The organism is Spirillospora sp. NBC_01491 (assembly GCF_036227065.1).
Taxonomy (GTDB): domain Bacteria; phylum Actinomycetota; class Actinomycetes; order Streptosporangiales; family Streptosporangiaceae; genus Spirillospora; species Spirillospora xylanilytica.
Genome location: NZ_CP109432.1, coordinates 7124694 through 7138612, shown reverse-complemented (window position 1 = coordinate 7138612; position 13919 = coordinate 7124694). Strand labels below are relative to the sequence as shown.

The following is a 13919-nucleotide window of genomic DNA, read 5'->3' as shown; positions in this document are numbered from 1 at the left end:
GTCCCGCTGGTCGTCATCGCCCCTCCTCGATGGCCGCCGCCCGATGTGTCCCGTTGGTCCGACCCTGACAGAGATTTCCCAGGCGTGACAAGTGATTGCGTTGTTACGATCGAAATTCACAACGGAATCCGTTGACCCCCTCGCCTCTCGATCACGATGCCGCAACGAGGAGACCAACGATGACGGAGCGCACTCCGGAGCGGGCGCCGTCCTCCCCCCGGCGCCCGCAGACCGTCCAGCTGGACGAGACCGCCAAGCAGATCATCGAGCAGCTCCAGCAGGACGGGCGGCGCTCGTACACGGCCATCGGCAAGGCCGTCGGGCTCTCGGAGGCGGCGGTCCGGCAGCGGGTGCAGAAGCTGCTGGACGCCGGGGCCATGCAGATCGTCGGCGTGGCCGACCCGCTCACGCTCGGCTTCTCCCGGCGGCTGATGGTCGGTCTCAGGTGCGAGGGCGACCTGGAGCGGATCGCGGACGAGCTGGCCGAGCTGACCGAGGTCGGCTACGTGGTCATCACCGCCGGCTCGTTCGACATCCTGCTGGAGCTGGTCTGCGAGGACGACGACCGGGTACTCCGTCTGCTCGCCCGGATCCGCGCGGTGACCGGCGTCGTGTCCACCGACAGTTTCGTCTACCTCAAGCTGCGCAAGCAGACCCATTCCTGGGGCACCCCCTGACACTCCGGCCCATTCCGGCGAAGGAACACGTCCCGCCTCATACGAAACGGCCCCCCGTTCTCCTTCTTGGTGGGGATGCAGCACCCGTGTCCACGGGCGTACTTTTTAGAGGTCGTCAGGAAGGAGACCTGCCATGCCTGAGTCGGTTCGCCAGGACCTTCCCGCCACCCGCCCCGATGATCACATCGAGTTCCCGATGACCGAAGAGCAGGGGCTCGTGATCCGCAAGGCGGCCGAACTGATCGGGTGGACGGTCCCGCAGTATGTCCTTTCCACGGTCCTCGACAGGGCCGAACGCGATCTCTACGAGTACGCCGCGTCAGCCGGGACCGCCCGGCACGACGGCACCCAGCCCTCGGCCGACACCGGAGGCACCGAACCCTATGTCGCGATCCTCGCGGCCCTCGGCTGACCCAGTCCGCCCGATCATGCGGCCACCTCCGGTGGCCGCATGATCACAACCCCTGGCCCCACGCCCGACCCCACACCCTGGTCCGGCCCCACCGCATGCCCCGATCCACACGCCGGCGCGGGCGAGCCCGAGCTCCGAGTCCTGGACCCGATCCACACTCCGCCACTCTCGGACTCAGACTCCGGGTGCGGGCCCGGACTCAGACTCCAGGTGCGAGCCCCGGCCCAGGCTCCGACGTGTGCCCTGATCCGCACTCCGGCGCCTGCCCTGATTCGGGCTCTGGGGCGAGGGCCGCGCTGAGGCGGGCCGCGTAGTCGGCGGCCTCCTCGTCCGAGTGGTACTTGTGGCGCGGCCAGAAGAACCCCCGCAGCCCGTCCTTGCGCTCGCGCGGCACCACATGGACGTGCAGATGCGGGACGCTCTGGCTGATGCGGTTGTTCATCGCCACGAACGAGCCCGCCGCGCCGAGTCCCGATTCCATCGCCCCGGACAGGCGCCGCGCGTGTTCGAAGAACGGTCCCACCAGTTCCACCGGAAGGTCGGACAGCGTTGCGTAATGGTCGCGCGGGACGAGCAGCGTATGCCCCTTGAACAAGGGGCGTGCGTCAAGAAACGCGAACGCGTCCGGCGCGTCCAGGACGATGTGCGCGGGGCGTTCTCCCCTCGCGATCTCGCAGAACACGCAGCCTTTGACGGATTCGGTCATGCGCGCATTCTGCCGGGCGGCGGGCCCGCGCGCCTAACGACCCCCTTATGCCCGCGACGCTACCGTCCGTGGCTTATGCGGCTGGAAAGCGTCGCCTTCCGGTACCGGCGGAAGGCCCCCTGGGTGCTCCGGGACGTCGGACTCACGCTCGCCCCCGGCACGGTGACCGAGGTGACCGGGCACAACGGGGCGGGCAAGTCGACGTTGCTGCGGCTGATCGCGGGCCTGCGCGACCCGCGCCGCGGCACGGTCACCGGCCGTCCGGGACGGGTCGGGTACGCGCCCGAGCGCTTCCCCGTCGACCAGCCGTTCACCGTCCGCGCCTACCTCGGCCACATGGCCGCCGTGCGCGGGGTGCCCGCCGACCTCGACCGCTGGGCCGGGCGCCTCGGCTTCGAGCACCTCCTCGGCGTGCGGCTGCCAGAACTCTCCAAGGGCAGCGCGCAGAAGGTCGGGCTCGCCCAGGCCCTGCTCGGCGACCCCGGCCTGCTCATCCTCGACGAGCCGTTCGCCGGACTCGACGCCGCGACCCGCGACGCCCTGCCCGCCCTGATCTCCGACCGGGCGGCGCACGGCGCGACCGTGGTCGTCAGCGACCACCAGGGCTGTATCGAGAGCCTCCCGGGCGTGACCCGGATCAGCGTCGCCGACGGCATGGTCGCCGTGCTGGAGGAGCCGCCCGCGCCCGCCGAGCGGACGGTGCTGGAGGTGATCGTGCGGGCGGACGAGGCCGACACGGTGGAGACCAAGCTGCGGGCCGATGGCCACGAGGTGCGGAGGCGGACGCTGTGATCGCTCTCGCCCGGTTCCAGTTCGCGGGATACGTCCTGTCCCTGCGGGTCCTCCAGCCGCTGATCGTGGTCCTGCTGATCATCGCGCTGGTGCTGGGGCAGGGCCCCGGCGGGGCGAACGCCGCCGAGCTCGCAGTGGGGACGTTCGGCGACGTCGCCGCCTTCATGTTCCCGGTCTGGGCCTGGTCCGCCCGCGCGCTGCTCGACACCCAGCCGGACGAGCAGCGCAACCTGTCGGCCACCGCCGCCCGCCGCCGCACCACCCCGACCTGGGCGGGGCTGCTCGCCGCGTACTCGATCAACGTCTGCCTCAGCGCCGTGATCCTCGCGATCCCGCTCATCCAGGCGGCGACCTCCGGGGTGCAGGCCACGCCGATCGTGATCGGCACGGCTCTGAACCTGCTGGTGGCCGCCGCGGGCACCCTGCTGGGCGCCTGGACCAGCCGGGCGATCATCCCCGACCCCGGCGTCTCCCTCCTCGCCCTGCTCGGCGGAGCGGCGGCCCTGCTGCTGCTCAGCCTGGGACCGCTCGACCGGCTCTCGGTCCCGATGATCGGCTGGCTCCACGCCGCCCACCACGGACCCGACGCCTTCATCACCGACTTCCCCGGCATCGCACTGCACCTCGCCGCCTGGTCCGTCGTCGTCGGCATCGCCTACCTCCTCACCAAACGCCACCGCCCCTGAGAGGCGCTCCGCATGTCCGATTTCGGCCGCGCCATCCAGGCACGCGCCTCGACACGCCCCGGTCGGCTGGTCGGCCCGGCCACCTCCCCCGTCGGCCGGCGGCGGCGCGCGCCCGGCCGGCGACGCGCGCACCCCGCCGCCATCACGATGTGGTGGCCGCCATCGCGCCCGAGTGGCCGCCGGACGCGGTGAACACACCTTCATGGCCACCGGAGCGTCAGGTGGCCTGCAAGGTGAGCCAGGAGCGTTCGAGGGGCTCCTGGTCCCGGGTGCAGAAGTAGACGCGGCCCGGATCGCCCCAATGCCAGCCCAGGCGTTTGTCGGAGTCGAGCTGAAGCAGCAGCCGCCACTCCTCCTCCGCCGCCGCTTGCTCGTCGCCGGACATCTCGGCGGACTCCGCGTCGCGCCCGGTGGAGGCGAGCAGGCAGTCGGGCCCGACCGGGCGCTGCACCAGCGCCGGCCAGCCGCCGAGCTGGTGCACCGGCAGATCGTCCGGCCAGGCGTACTGCGTCCACGCCACGTAGAGCTGCTCGTAGACCGGGAGGATGCCGCTGTAGAGCTCCTCCAACCGCCGCACCACGGGCTCCTGCGGCGACGGCAGGGACAGGAAGGGCGCCGCCTCCACCGGGCAGGGCGGATAGTTCGAGGTGCCCGCGGGAGGCTCGGCCTCGCGCAGGTCGCCGCCGGTGAACACCCGCCAGCCGTCCCGCTGGCCGGGCGCGTCGCCCCAGGGCCGCGGGATCTCGCTCGCGTAGTAGAAGGCGGCGGTGCCCTCGGCCGGCAGCCCGGCGATCGGGCCGAGCGCGGCCAGCTCGGCGAAGTCGACCGCGCCGAGGAAGTCGAGCGGCCGGCCCTCCCAGACCGGCCAGGGCTCGTCCGGCGGGAGCAGCGGCGTACCGCCGAGCCGCACGGTCACCGGGCCGTCGGCGCCGAGGCGCAGCGCGGGCCGGATCAGCGGCAGCAGCGCGCCGGTGACCTCCGGGGCGAAGAAGACGCCGAACAGGGAACGCAGGCGCTGACGCTGCGTGGCGAAGTGATCCATGTCACGTAGCGTTGCGCGCCGCGCGGCCGAAATCCAGCCCCCCGCGCGATTGTGGATAACTCAGCGGCGTTCGAGCGCCCCGGCGAGCTGCGCCAGGAAGCGGTCGACCTCCTGCTCGTCGTAGCCGGGCCCGAGCCGGACCGCCCGGAACACGCATTCGCGCACGTCCCGCGCGGTCACCGGCGGCGCCGCGCCGCGCAGTCCGGAGACCACCCGGTCGAGGAACGCGTCCACGTCCCGGACGTCGTAGCCGGCGCGCATCCCGGCGCCGGAGAAGCGCGAGTCCTGGATCCAGTTGATCAGCCAGCCCGGATGCACCCGGGGACGGCCCGGCCGCTGCCCGATCGGCGCTGCGGTCTGGAGCTCGCGGACGCACTCCTGCACCAGCTCGTCCACCGCCCGCTGCTCGTAGCCGCGCAGCACGATGTCGAACCTGACCGCGCGCACCTCGTCGGCCGTCACGGGCGGGCCGCCGTTCAACGCGCCGGCGATCCGCCCGAGCAGCTCGTCCACCTGGGCGCGGTCGTAACCGCGCAAACCCACCGCAAGGCGCGGCCCCGTCTTCACCGGTCCGGGCTCCTCAGCATGTGCTCCCGCGCGCCCGCGCGGCGCAGGGAACACGCCCGCCGGGCCCGCTCAGTCCTCGGTCGCCGCGGCCAGCTGGCCGCATGCCCCGTCGATCTCCCTGCCCCGAGTGTCGCGCACCGTGACCGGGACCCCGTGGGCCTCCAGGCGCCGCACGAACTCCTTCTCGTCCTGCGGCCGGGATGCGGTCCACTTGGACCCCGGCGTGGGGTTCAACGGGATCAGATTGACGTGTACGAGGTGGCCGCGCAAGAGCCTGCCGAGAAGATCCGCCCGCCACGCCTGGTCGTTGACGTCCTTGATCAGCGCGTACTCGATCGACACCCGGCGGCCCGACCGGCTCGCGTAGGCCCAGGCGGCGTCCAGCACCTCGGCGACCTTCCACCTGTTGTTGATCGGGACCAGATCGTCGCGCAGCTCGTCGTCGGGCGCGTGCAGCGACACCGCGAGCCGCACCGACAGGTCCTCGGCGGCCAGCTTCTCGATCGCCGGGACGAGGCCGACCGTGGACACCGTGACCGACCGCTGCGAGATGCCGAGGCCGCCGGGCGCCGGATCGGTGATCCTGCGGACCGCGCCGAGCACCGCCTTGTAGTTGGCCAGCGGTTCGCCCATGCCCATGAACACGATGTTGGACACCCGGCCCGGACCGCCCGGGACCCGGCCGCGGGCCAGCGCCCGCGCCCCCGCGGCGACCTGCTCGACGATCTCCGCGGTGGAGAGGTTGCGGGTCAGCCCCGCCTGCCCGGTCGCGCAGAACGGGCAGTTCATCCCGCAGCCGGCCTGGGACGACACGCACATCGTGGTGCGGTCGGGGTAGCGCATCAGCACCGACTCGAACAGCACGCCGTCGAACGCCTTCCAGACATTCTTCAGCGTCCGGCCGTCATCGCACGCCAGCTCCCGTACCGACGTGAGCAGCGGAGGCAGCAGCTCGGCCGTCAGCCGCTCCCGGATCGCGGCGGGCAGGTCGGTCATCTCGGCCGGGTCGTCGGCCAGGCGCGCGAAGTAGTGCCGGGAGAGCTGATCCGCGCGGAACGGCTTCTCCCCCAGTTCGACGACCGCCTCGCGGCGTTCGGCGGCGGTGAGGTCGGCGAGGTGCCGCGGCGGCTTGCCCCGGCGCGGCGCGGCGAAGACGAGCTTCGCCGGCGTCTTCTTGGCGGCTTGCGGCACGGCGGTCTCGGCGGCGGCGGGCTCGCTGGTCGGCTCGGCGGCTGACTCGGTGGTGGCAGACATGGTCCCTCCAGTGTCGCAAACGCCGGCCGATGCCTCGTCCAGACGCCCGGACCCGCGCGGACGACTCGCGACATCCCTACGGACGGCGCCGTCTGCGACTAAGGTCTTGATCATGTCGGTATTGCGCAGGGGTTCCACTTCGCCCCGGGGCGCCGCCACGGTCGTCCACACAGAGGCCAGCCCCTACGGCAGCCGCCGTCTCGTCGTCGAGACCGACGACACCGTCACCGCGGCCTACCTGAAGGACTCCCGGGACGCCGTGATCGGCGCGGTCTGGATCGCGGGTCATCGCGTCGCGCCGTCCGAGCTCGACCGCTCGCGGCTGGACGCGGGGCGGCCTCCCGCCCTGCCCGCCTCGCACGTGCGGCATCCGGGGGGACGCGCCTCGCTGGAGGCCGAGACCCTGGAGGTCGTGTGGTTCGAGGAGGGCGACGGCGTGGCCCTCCTGGACTCCGGCGAGCCGCTCTGCGTCATCCCCGGATGGTCCGACATGGCCCGGGGCATCCCGGGCTACAGCCAGGAGGTCATCGAGCAGAGCCCGTTCGCGTTCCCCCTGGACGACGAGATCAAGGAGTTCGGCCCCCGGATCGAGCGGGCGCGCGAGCACTGGAGCCGCTGCCGGACAGAGGGGTCCTGGGCCGATTTCCAGCAGTCCGTCCTGGGGCACCTGTTGCAGCGCCTCGGACCCGGTGGCCACTACTGGCACGATGTCGGACGCCAGCTCCCGGGAGGACGCGGCGGAGCGCTGCCCACCGTGGGCGTCTCCGAACGGCCCGCGCGCGGCGACCGTGAGTTCACCGTGCTGAGCACGGTCGGGATGAGCCGGCAGCGGATGCCCACCGTCGAGCTGTACGAGGACGACGTCGCCCCGCACGGCCGGATCGAGCTCGCAGTGGCCACGTCCCTGCCGAGCCAGCGCGCCGGGAGCATCTTCCCGTGGCTGTCGCAGTACCCGTGGCGGTCGGTGACCTGGTTCGCGGCGGGCGACGTGGTCAAGTGGTACCACGAGTCCCACACGTTCCCTCTGAGCAACGGCGCATCCCCCTGGGAGGGGGTGCTGCTGCTGGAGGACCCGAGCAGACTGGACGGTCCGGCGGCTCCCGGCCTGTCCGGTCTTCAGGTCGGTGGCGATCCCGTGCGCTGGCTCTGGCTGGTGCCCATCTCGGGTGAGGAGCACAGGTACGCCAAGAGCGAGGGGTCGGACGCCCTCGTCCGGCGGCTGGCCGAGCAGGGCCGTTCCTGGATCGTCACCTGACCCGCCCGCCCAGAGCGCCCGCCCAGGGCGTCTGCACAGGGCGCCCGCTTCAGCCTGGAGGGGCGAACAGTTCGAGGAGGAGCCACACGACGGGGGCCGTCGCGACCAGCGAGTCGAGCCGGTCCATCACACCGCCATGGCCGGGCAGCAAGGTGCCCATGTCCTTGATGCCGAGGTCCCGCTTGATCACCGACTCGATCAGGTCGCCGACGGTGGCGGTGAACACCGCGGCCAGGCCGATCAGGACGCCGTGCCAGACCTGGCCGTCGTCCAGCAGCCACCAGACCAGCCACGCGCCGACGGCCATGCACGTGAGCACCGAGCCGGCGAGGCCCTCCCACGTCTTCTTCGGGCTGATGGTGGGCGCCATCTTGTGCTTGCCGAGGAACGATCCGGCGAAGTAGCCGCCGATGTCGCTGGCCACGGTGATCGCCACGAAGATCACGATGCGGTCGTCGCCGTCGTCGGGACGCATGAGCAGCGCCACGATGCCGCCCATCAGCACCAGGTAGCCGGCCATGAACACGCCGGCGGTCACGTCCCGGACGTATCCGTCGGCCCCGTCCAGTACCCGGGTCATCATCACGGCCAGCACGGTCAGCGACACGCCCGCGACCAGGCCGGTGGTGCCCCACACGTACGCGACGACGGGCGCGGCCACCACCCCGGTCGCCAGCGGGATGAACGGCGCCCGGACGCCACGGGTCCCGAACGCGCCGGCCAGCTCGCGCATGCCGAGGAGCAGGAAGACCACCATCACACCGAGGAAGATCTCCTTCACGGTGTACATGGAGATCAGGACCAGGGCGCCGAGGGTCACCCCGACGCCGATGGCGAGCGGCAGATTGCGTCCCGCCTTGCCCTGCGGGCCCGTCCCGTCCGGCGAGGACGCGGACGGGTCCGGCGTGGTTCCGCGGGGCGTACCGGGCACGGGCGCCTCCGGCTCACCCGGGGAGCCCGCGGGCTCCCCGGTCTCGTCGAGTTCCATCACACTTCGAGCAGTTCGGCCTTCTTGTGCTCGAGAAGCTCGTCGATCTGCGCCACGTACCTGTGCGTGGCGTCGTCGAGCTCCTTCTCGGCACGCCTGACCTCGTCCTCGCCGGCATCGCCGTCCTTGACGAGCTTGTCGAGGGTGTCCTTGGTCCGGCGGCGGATGTTGCGGATGGAGATCTTGCTGTCCTCCGCCTTGCCCCCGGCGACCTTGATGAACTCCCGGCGGCGCTCCTCGGACAGGTCGGGGAACACCACCCGGAGGACGTTGCCGTCGTTGGTGGGGTTGACGCCGAGGTCGCTGTCGCGGATCGCCTTCTCCACCGCCTGCATGGAGGACTTGTCGAAGACCTGCACGATGACCATGCGCGGCTCGGGCAGGGTGAAGGACGCCAGCTGGTTGATCGGCGTCGGCGTACCGTAGTACTCGGCAGTGATCTTGTTGAACATGGCGGGGGTGACCCGGCCGGTGCGGATGGCCTGGAAGTCCTCCTTGGCGACCGCGACCGCCTTCTCCATCTTCTCCTCGGCCTCGAGGAGGGTCTCGTCGATCACTTCGACTCCCATGTCATCTGGTCGGCCCTTGCGCTGCCGCCAAGGGGCTCGGGTGGTCAGCCTTCGGCCGGGTTGACCAGCGTGCCGATCTTCTCACCCCGGACGGCCCGGACGATGTTGCCCTGCCCCATGAGGTCGAAGACCACGATGGGGAGCGCGTTGTCCATGCAGAGGCTGATGGCCGTGGCGTCCATGACCTTCAGTCCCCGCTGTAGAACCTCACCGTAATCCAAACGGTCGAACTTGACAGCGTCCGGATTCTTGCGCGGGTCGGCGTCGTACACGCCGTCCACCTGAGTCGCCTTCAGCACCGCCTCGGCGCCGATCTCCAGCGCGCGCTGCGCGGCCGTGGTGTCGGTGGAGAAGAACGGCTGCCCGAGCCCCGCCCCGAAGATCACCACGCGGCCCTTCTCCAGGTGCCTGATGGCGCGCCGCGGAATGTAGGGCTCGGCCACCTGGCTCATGGTGATCGCGGTCTGCACCCGGGTGTCGAGGCCCAGCTTCTCCAGGAAGTCCTGGAGCGCCAGGCAGTTGATCACCGTACCGATCATGCCCATGTAGTCGGCCCGGCCGCGGTCCATGCCGCGCTCGGCCATGACGGCACCGCGGAACATGTTGCCGCCGCCGCAGACCACCGCGACCTGGACGCCGTCGGCGACCGCCTCGGAGATGGCCTCCGCCACGTGCTGCACGATCTCCGGGTCGATGCCCAGCGGATCACGGCCGGCGAACGCCTCACCCGAGAGCTTGAGCAGCACCCGCTTCCAGCCCGCACGGGGCGCGTGCCCGGACGACGAAGCCGCCGGCGCGCTTGGGTTCGTTGTCTCCGGCACGTCGGCGGCCTCCTCGTTGCGTCGCGGTATCTGTCGGGTCCCTGTCTCCAGAGTGCCCCTACGCCTGCCCGACCTTGAAGCGGGCGAAACGCACGACCTTCACGCCGGCCTCGTCGAGGACCTTGGTGATCGTCTTCTTGCTGTCCTTGACGAACGCCTGCTCCAGCAGCACGAAGTCGCGGAAGTAGCCGTTGACCCGGCCCTCGACGATCTTCGGGATCGCCTTCTCGGGCTTGCCCTCGTCGCGGGTGAGCTGCTCGGCGAGCGCCCGCTCCTTCTCGATCGCCTCGGCGGGGATCTCGTCCCGGGTGAGGTACTTGGGGGCCATCGCCGCGATCTGCTGCGCGATGTCCTTGGCGACCTCGGCGTTCTCGCCGTCGAGCTCGACCAGCACGCCGGTGGTCGGCGGCAGCTGCGGGTCGGACTTGTGCAGGTAGCTGGCCACGTAGGTGCCCTTGAAATGGGCGAAGTTGCGCAGTTCCAGCTTCTCGCCGATCTTGGCGCTGTTCTCCTCGATCAGCGCCTTGACGGTGGTGCCCGGCTCGATCTCGGCGGCCAGCAGCTCGGCCGCGTCCGCGACGCCGCTCTCGGCGGCGAACCGGACCAGGCGGTCCGCCAGCTCGATGAACTGGGCGTTCTTGGCGACGAAGTCGGTCTCGCAGTTGAGTTCGAGGAGCGCGCCGTCGGTGGCGTTCTCGAAGTGCTCGGCGACCAGGCCGTTGGCCGCGGTGCGCTCGGCGCGCTTGCCGACGTCCTTGGCGCCCTGGAGGCGCAGCAGCTCGGTGGCCTTCTCGAAGTCGCCGTCCGCCTCGGTGAGGGCGTTCTTGACGGCCATCATGCCGGAGCCGGTCAGCTCGCGAAGCCGCTTGACATCTGCGGCGGTGAAGTTCGCCATCGCTCTTTCGTCTCTGTCGTGGTGGGAAGACTGCGCGGAGACCGGGCCCCGGGGCGGCGGCGCCGCCCCGGGACCCCGCGTCGTCAGCTCTGCTCGGCCTCGGTGGCCGGGGCCTCAGCGGCCGGAGCCTCAGCGGCCTCAGTGGCCTCCGCGGCCGGAGCGGTCTCCTCGGCGGCCGGGACCACGCCCTCCTGCGCCTCGGCGGCGGCAGCGGCGTCGGCGGCGGGCTCACCGGTCACGACGGCGGCGGCAGCGGACTCGTCGGCCACGGCGTCCTTGGCCGTCTCGGCGCCGGACTCCGCCTTCTTGCTCTCCAGCAGTTCCCGCTCCCACTCGGCCAGCGGCTCGGCGGCGGTCGCGCCGCCCTCGGCCGGCTTGTCGTCCCCGCCGGACGCGGCGCCCGCGCGGGCGATGAGGCCGTCGGCGACGGAGTCGGCCACGACGCGGGTCAGCAGCCCGACGCTGCGGATGGCGTCGTCGTTGCCCGGGATCGGGTAGTCGACCTCGTCGGGGTCGCAGTTGGTGTCGAGGATCGCGACGACCGGGATGCCGAGCTTCTTGGCCTCGTTGACCGCGATGTGCTCCTTCTTGGTGTCCACGATCCAGATGGCGCTCGGAACCTTCGCCATGTCGCGGATACCGCCGAGGGTGCGCTCCAGCTTGTCCTTCTCGCGGCGCAGGCCGAGGAGCTCCTTCTTGGTCATGCCGGAGCCGGCCACGTCGTCGTAGTTGATCTCCTCCAGCTCCTTGAGCCGGGTGAGCCGCTTGTGCACGGTGGAGAAGTTGGTGAGCATGCCGCCCAGCCAGCGCTGGTTGACGTACGGCATCCCGACCCGGGTGGCCTGCTCCGAGATGGCCTCCTGGGCCTGCTTCTTGGTGCCGACGAACAGGATCGTGCCCCCGTGGGCGACCGTGGCCTTGACGAACTCGAAGGCCCGGTCGATGTAGGACAGCGACTGCTGGAGGTCGATGATGTAAATGCCGTTGCGGTCCGTGAGGATGAAGCGCTTCATCTTCGGGTTCCACCGACGAGTCTGGTGGCCGAAGTGGACGCCGCTCTCGAGGAGCTGCCGCATGGTGACGACGGGTGCCATAGCCCGTGTTCTCCTGTCCGGCCCGAATACGGGCCACGTCTCGGTTGTCGTCTGCGCACGGACACCGGCCCCACCGTCGTACCGACGGACCGAGAGGCTGTGCCCCACCGGCGAGATGCAGGTGGCTGGCGAGCGCGTGAATTCGGCCGCCCGGGTATGCACCCGGCGCGACCGTTTACCAAGTCTACGGGACGCACGCCGCACACGTGGAATCAACCGGACCCGGGGGCCCGGGATCGCCGAGGTTTTCCACAATTCGTGCCGGGTCTGGCCCGGGCGCGGGCCCGGTCGGCAGGCTGCAAAGTATGACCCTGCTCACAGTGATGATGATCCTGACCACCACCGCGCCCCCCGCCCAATGGCACTGGCCGCTGTCCCCCGTGCCCGGGATCGTACGGGGATTCTCCCCGCCCGCCCTGCCCTGGGGCCCCGGCCATCGCGGCGTTGACCTGGCCGCCCGCCCTGGGCAGCCCGTGTACGCCGCCGGAGCGGGCCGAATCTCGTACGCCGGACGGCTCGCCGGGCGCGGCGTCATCGCGGTCACCCACGGCGCCCTCCGCACCACGTACCTGCCGGTGCGCCCGACCGTCCGGACGGGCCGCCAGGTCGCCTCCGGCGCCCGTATCGGCGTCGTCGAGAACGGCCCGTTCCACTGCTCCAGCGCCTGCCTGCACTGGGGATTGCGTCGCGGGGCGGTCTATCTCGACCCGCTCAGCCTGGTGGGGCACCGCGTACGGCTGCTCCCCCACTGGCGCCCGCCAGAGCGACCTGCACCGGTGTCACGTCCCGCGCCTGCGGAGCGACCGCACCAGATGGAGCTACGCGACGCGGCGACGGCGGGCGGCGGGGCGTTGACCGGCATGCTGCTGGCGTTCGCGCTCCTGTTCGTATGGCGGCAAGGACGCCCGCGACGGCGAACGGCCCTGCGCCAGCCCCCGGACGTCATCGACCTGGCCCAAGAGCGCCGCCTACGGCGAACACCCTGACCAACCTGCGTCGAGGCGTCCAGGGCCGCCTCCTCTCCCGCGACGCGCTCTCGCTATGACTCGCTGGCGCCGCGCGGGTGGGCCTGCCGGTGGACCTGTTTGAGCCGCTCGGCCGAGACGTGCGTGTAGAGCTGGGTGGTCTGCAACGAGGCGTGCCCCAGAATCTCCTGGACGCTCCGCAGGTCCGCACCCCCCTCCAGTAGGTGGGTGGCGGCGCTATGGCGCAGTCCGTGGGGGCTGAGGTCGGGTACGTCACCCACCTCGGCGATCCGTCCGTGCACGACCCTCCGGGCGCTGGTGGGGTGCAGGCGTCCCCCTCGGGCGCCGAGGAACAGGGCCGGGCCACTGTCCTTGGTGCTGAGGGCGGGACGTCCCGCCCTCAGCCAGTCCTGCACAGACCGTACAGCGGGTTCTCCCATGGGCACGGTGCGTTCTCTGCCGCCCTTGCCCAACACCCGGGCGGTTCTGCGGCCGGTGTCCAGGTCGTCGATGTCGAGCCCGCACAGTTCGCTGACCCGTACGCCGGTGCCGTAGAGCACTTCGAGGATCGCCAGGTCCCTCAACCCGAGCGGCCCTTGGGCCTCCACCTCGTCCAGGAGCCGGGCGGCGTCGTCCTGGGTGATCACCGCGGGCAGATCACGTTGTGCCTTGGGGGTCCCCAGCAGCACGCCCGGGTCACTGGGAATCAGGCCACGCCGGTACAGGTGGCCGGTGAACGCGCGGGCGGCGGCGGTGCGGCGCGCGAGGGTCGCTCGAGACCGGCCCAGGGCGTGCTGGTGTGCGAGCCAGGCACGCAGCACGCCGATCTCCATTCCTGCGGGCTCGTCCACCCCGACGTCCGCGGCGTACCGGCACAGGTCTGCGAGGTCGCCCAGGTAGGCGCGGAGCGTGTGCGGCGACACGCCCCTCTCGGCGCGCAGGTGGCGCTCGAACTCGGCGACCGCCTCCCTGAGCGGAGCGGCGTCGTCATCGGTGGGCACAGCCGCCACGCTGCGCCACGATCTCCGCCGGCGCAAGCACCGAAACCCGTTTTCCGCCGAATCGCCGTGATCTCGCGGCGAGTTATCCACAGAAAAACGATCCGTCTCGCGGGGCGGTGTCCGGAAGTCTGGATGCCGCCCCGTTGGCGTGTGGGGATGCGGGTTGACCTGGGGTGATGGGGTGTGGCGGTGTGA

Annotated in this window: 16 protein-coding genes; 6 read left to right on the top strand and 10 right to left on the bottom strand. The window is 71.3% G+C overall.

Annotation, left to right across the window (positions count from 1 at the left end):
• Positions 1 to 179 precede the first annotated feature (179 nt).
• Together OHA34_RS33215 and OHA34_RS33210 are read left to right on the top strand one after the other, a co-directional pair.
• A complete protein-coding gene (locus OHA34_RS33215) occupies positions 180 to 677 on the top strand; it encodes an Lrp/AsnC family transcriptional regulator (protein ID WP_329519892.1) in 498 nt (165 codons plus the stop codon).
• Between the two features lie 133 nt (positions 678 to 810).
• Positions 811 to 1089, top strand: coding sequence for a hypothetical protein (locus tag OHA34_RS33210; RefSeq protein ID WP_285937376.1), 279 nt, complete (start codon positions 811 to 813; stop codon positions 1087 to 1089).
• A gap of 199 nt (positions 1090 to 1288) precedes the next feature.
• Here OHA34_RS33210 and OHA34_RS33205 read toward each other — a convergent pair whose 3' ends face one another.
• A complete protein-coding gene (locus OHA34_RS33205; RefSeq protein WP_329519891.1) occupies positions 1289 to 1795 on the bottom strand; it encodes an HIT family protein in 507 nt (168 codons plus the stop codon).
• A 75-nt stretch (positions 1796 to 1870) separates the two neighbouring features.
• On the opposite strand from OHA34_RS33205, the gene OHA34_RS33200 reads away from it, so the two are divergent.
• Together OHA34_RS33200 and OHA34_RS33195 are read left to right on the top strand one after the other, a co-directional pair.
• Positions 1871 to 2587: an ABC transporter ATP-binding protein gene (locus OHA34_RS33200; protein ID WP_329519890.1), complete on the top strand. Its 717-nt coding sequence runs from the start codon at positions 1871 to 1873 to the stop codon at positions 2585 to 2587.
• The gene (locus tag OHA34_RS33195; protein WP_329519889.1) at positions 2584 to 3273 is read left to right on the top strand and encodes a hypothetical protein; all 690 of its coding nucleotides are present in this window, start codon (positions 2584 to 2586) and stop codon (positions 3271 to 3273) included. Before OHA34_RS33200 ends, OHA34_RS33195 begins: the two co-directional genes overlap by 4 nt.
• A gap of 217 nt (positions 3274 to 3490) precedes the next feature.
• Here the strand turns inward: OHA34_RS33195 and OHA34_RS33190 are convergent, their stop codons facing one another.
• The 3 genes from OHA34_RS33190 to rlmN form a co-directional block, all read right to left on the bottom strand.
• The gene (locus tag OHA34_RS33190) at positions 3491 to 4315 is read right to left on the bottom strand and encodes a YwqG family protein (protein ID WP_285937380.1); all 825 of its coding nucleotides are present in this window, start codon (positions 4313 to 4315) and stop codon (positions 3491 to 3493) included.
• A gap of 60 nt (positions 4316 to 4375) precedes the next feature.
• The gene (locus tag OHA34_RS33185; protein WP_329519888.1) at positions 4376 to 4882 is read right to left on the bottom strand and encodes a DivIVA domain-containing protein; all 507 of its coding nucleotides are present in this window, start codon (positions 4880 to 4882) and stop codon (positions 4376 to 4378) included.
• Between the two features lie 69 nt (positions 4883 to 4951).
• The gene (rlmN, locus tag OHA34_RS33180; RefSeq protein WP_285937382.1) at positions 4952 to 6136 is read right to left on the bottom strand and encodes a 23S rRNA (adenine(2503)-C(2))-methyltransferase RlmN; all 1185 of its coding nucleotides are present in this window, start codon (positions 6134 to 6136) and stop codon (positions 4952 to 4954) included.
• 112 nt (positions 6137 to 6248) lie between these two features.
• Here rlmN and OHA34_RS33175 point away from each other — a divergent pair, with 112 nt between their 5' ends.
• On the top strand, positions 6249 to 7391 hold the full coding sequence (locus tag OHA34_RS33175) for a suppressor of fused domain protein (RefSeq protein ID WP_329519887.1): 1143 nt from the start codon (positions 6249 to 6251) through the stop codon (positions 7389 to 7391).
• Between the two features lie 49 nt (positions 7392 to 7440).
• Here the strand turns inward: OHA34_RS33175 and OHA34_RS33170 are convergent, their stop codons facing one another.
• The 5 genes from OHA34_RS33170 to rpsB all read right to left on the bottom strand — a co-directional run bounded on the left by OHA34_RS33170 (position 7441) and on the right by rpsB (position 11758).
• Positions 7441 to 8379, bottom strand: coding sequence for a phosphatidate cytidylyltransferase (locus OHA34_RS33170; RefSeq protein WP_285937384.1), 939 nt, complete (start codon positions 8377 to 8379; stop codon positions 7441 to 7443).
• Entirely contained in the window at positions 8379 to 8936 is a 558-nt protein-coding gene (gene frr, locus OHA34_RS33165) for a ribosome recycling factor (protein WP_285937385.1), read from the bottom strand. The genes OHA34_RS33170 and frr overlap by 1 nt, the downstream gene beginning before the upstream one ends.
• A gap of 56 nt (positions 8937 to 8992) precedes the next feature.
• A complete protein-coding gene (pyrH, locus tag OHA34_RS33160) occupies positions 8993 to 9769 on the bottom strand; it encodes a UMP kinase (protein ID WP_432763011.1) in 777 nt (258 codons plus the stop codon).
• A 58-nt stretch (positions 9770 to 9827) separates the two neighbouring features.
• Positions 9828 to 10664 (bottom strand): translation elongation factor Ts, encoded by an 837-nt coding sequence (tsf, locus tag OHA34_RS33155; RefSeq protein ID WP_329519886.1) that lies wholly within the window; start codon positions 10662 to 10664, stop codon positions 9828 to 9830.
• A gap of 83 nt (positions 10665 to 10747) precedes the next feature.
• Positions 10748 to 11758, bottom strand: a complete 1011-nt coding sequence (rpsB, locus tag OHA34_RS33150; RefSeq protein ID WP_285937387.1) for a 30S ribosomal protein S2 — start codon at positions 11756 to 11758, stop codon at positions 10748 to 10750.
• A 305-nt stretch (positions 11759 to 12063) separates the two neighbouring features.
• On the opposite strand from rpsB, the gene OHA34_RS33145 reads away from it, so the two are divergent.
• Positions 12064 to 12744, top strand: a complete 681-nt coding sequence (locus tag OHA34_RS33145) for a murein hydrolase activator EnvC family protein (protein ID WP_329519885.1) — start codon at positions 12064 to 12066, stop codon at positions 12742 to 12744.
• A gap of 53 nt (positions 12745 to 12797) precedes the next feature.
• On the opposite strand, the gene OHA34_RS33140 is transcribed toward OHA34_RS33145, so the two are convergent.
• A complete protein-coding gene (locus OHA34_RS33140) occupies positions 12798 to 13724 on the bottom strand; it encodes a tyrosine recombinase XerC (protein WP_285937389.1) in 927 nt (308 codons plus the stop codon).
• Between the last annotated feature and the right edge of the window lie 195 nt (positions 13725 to 13919).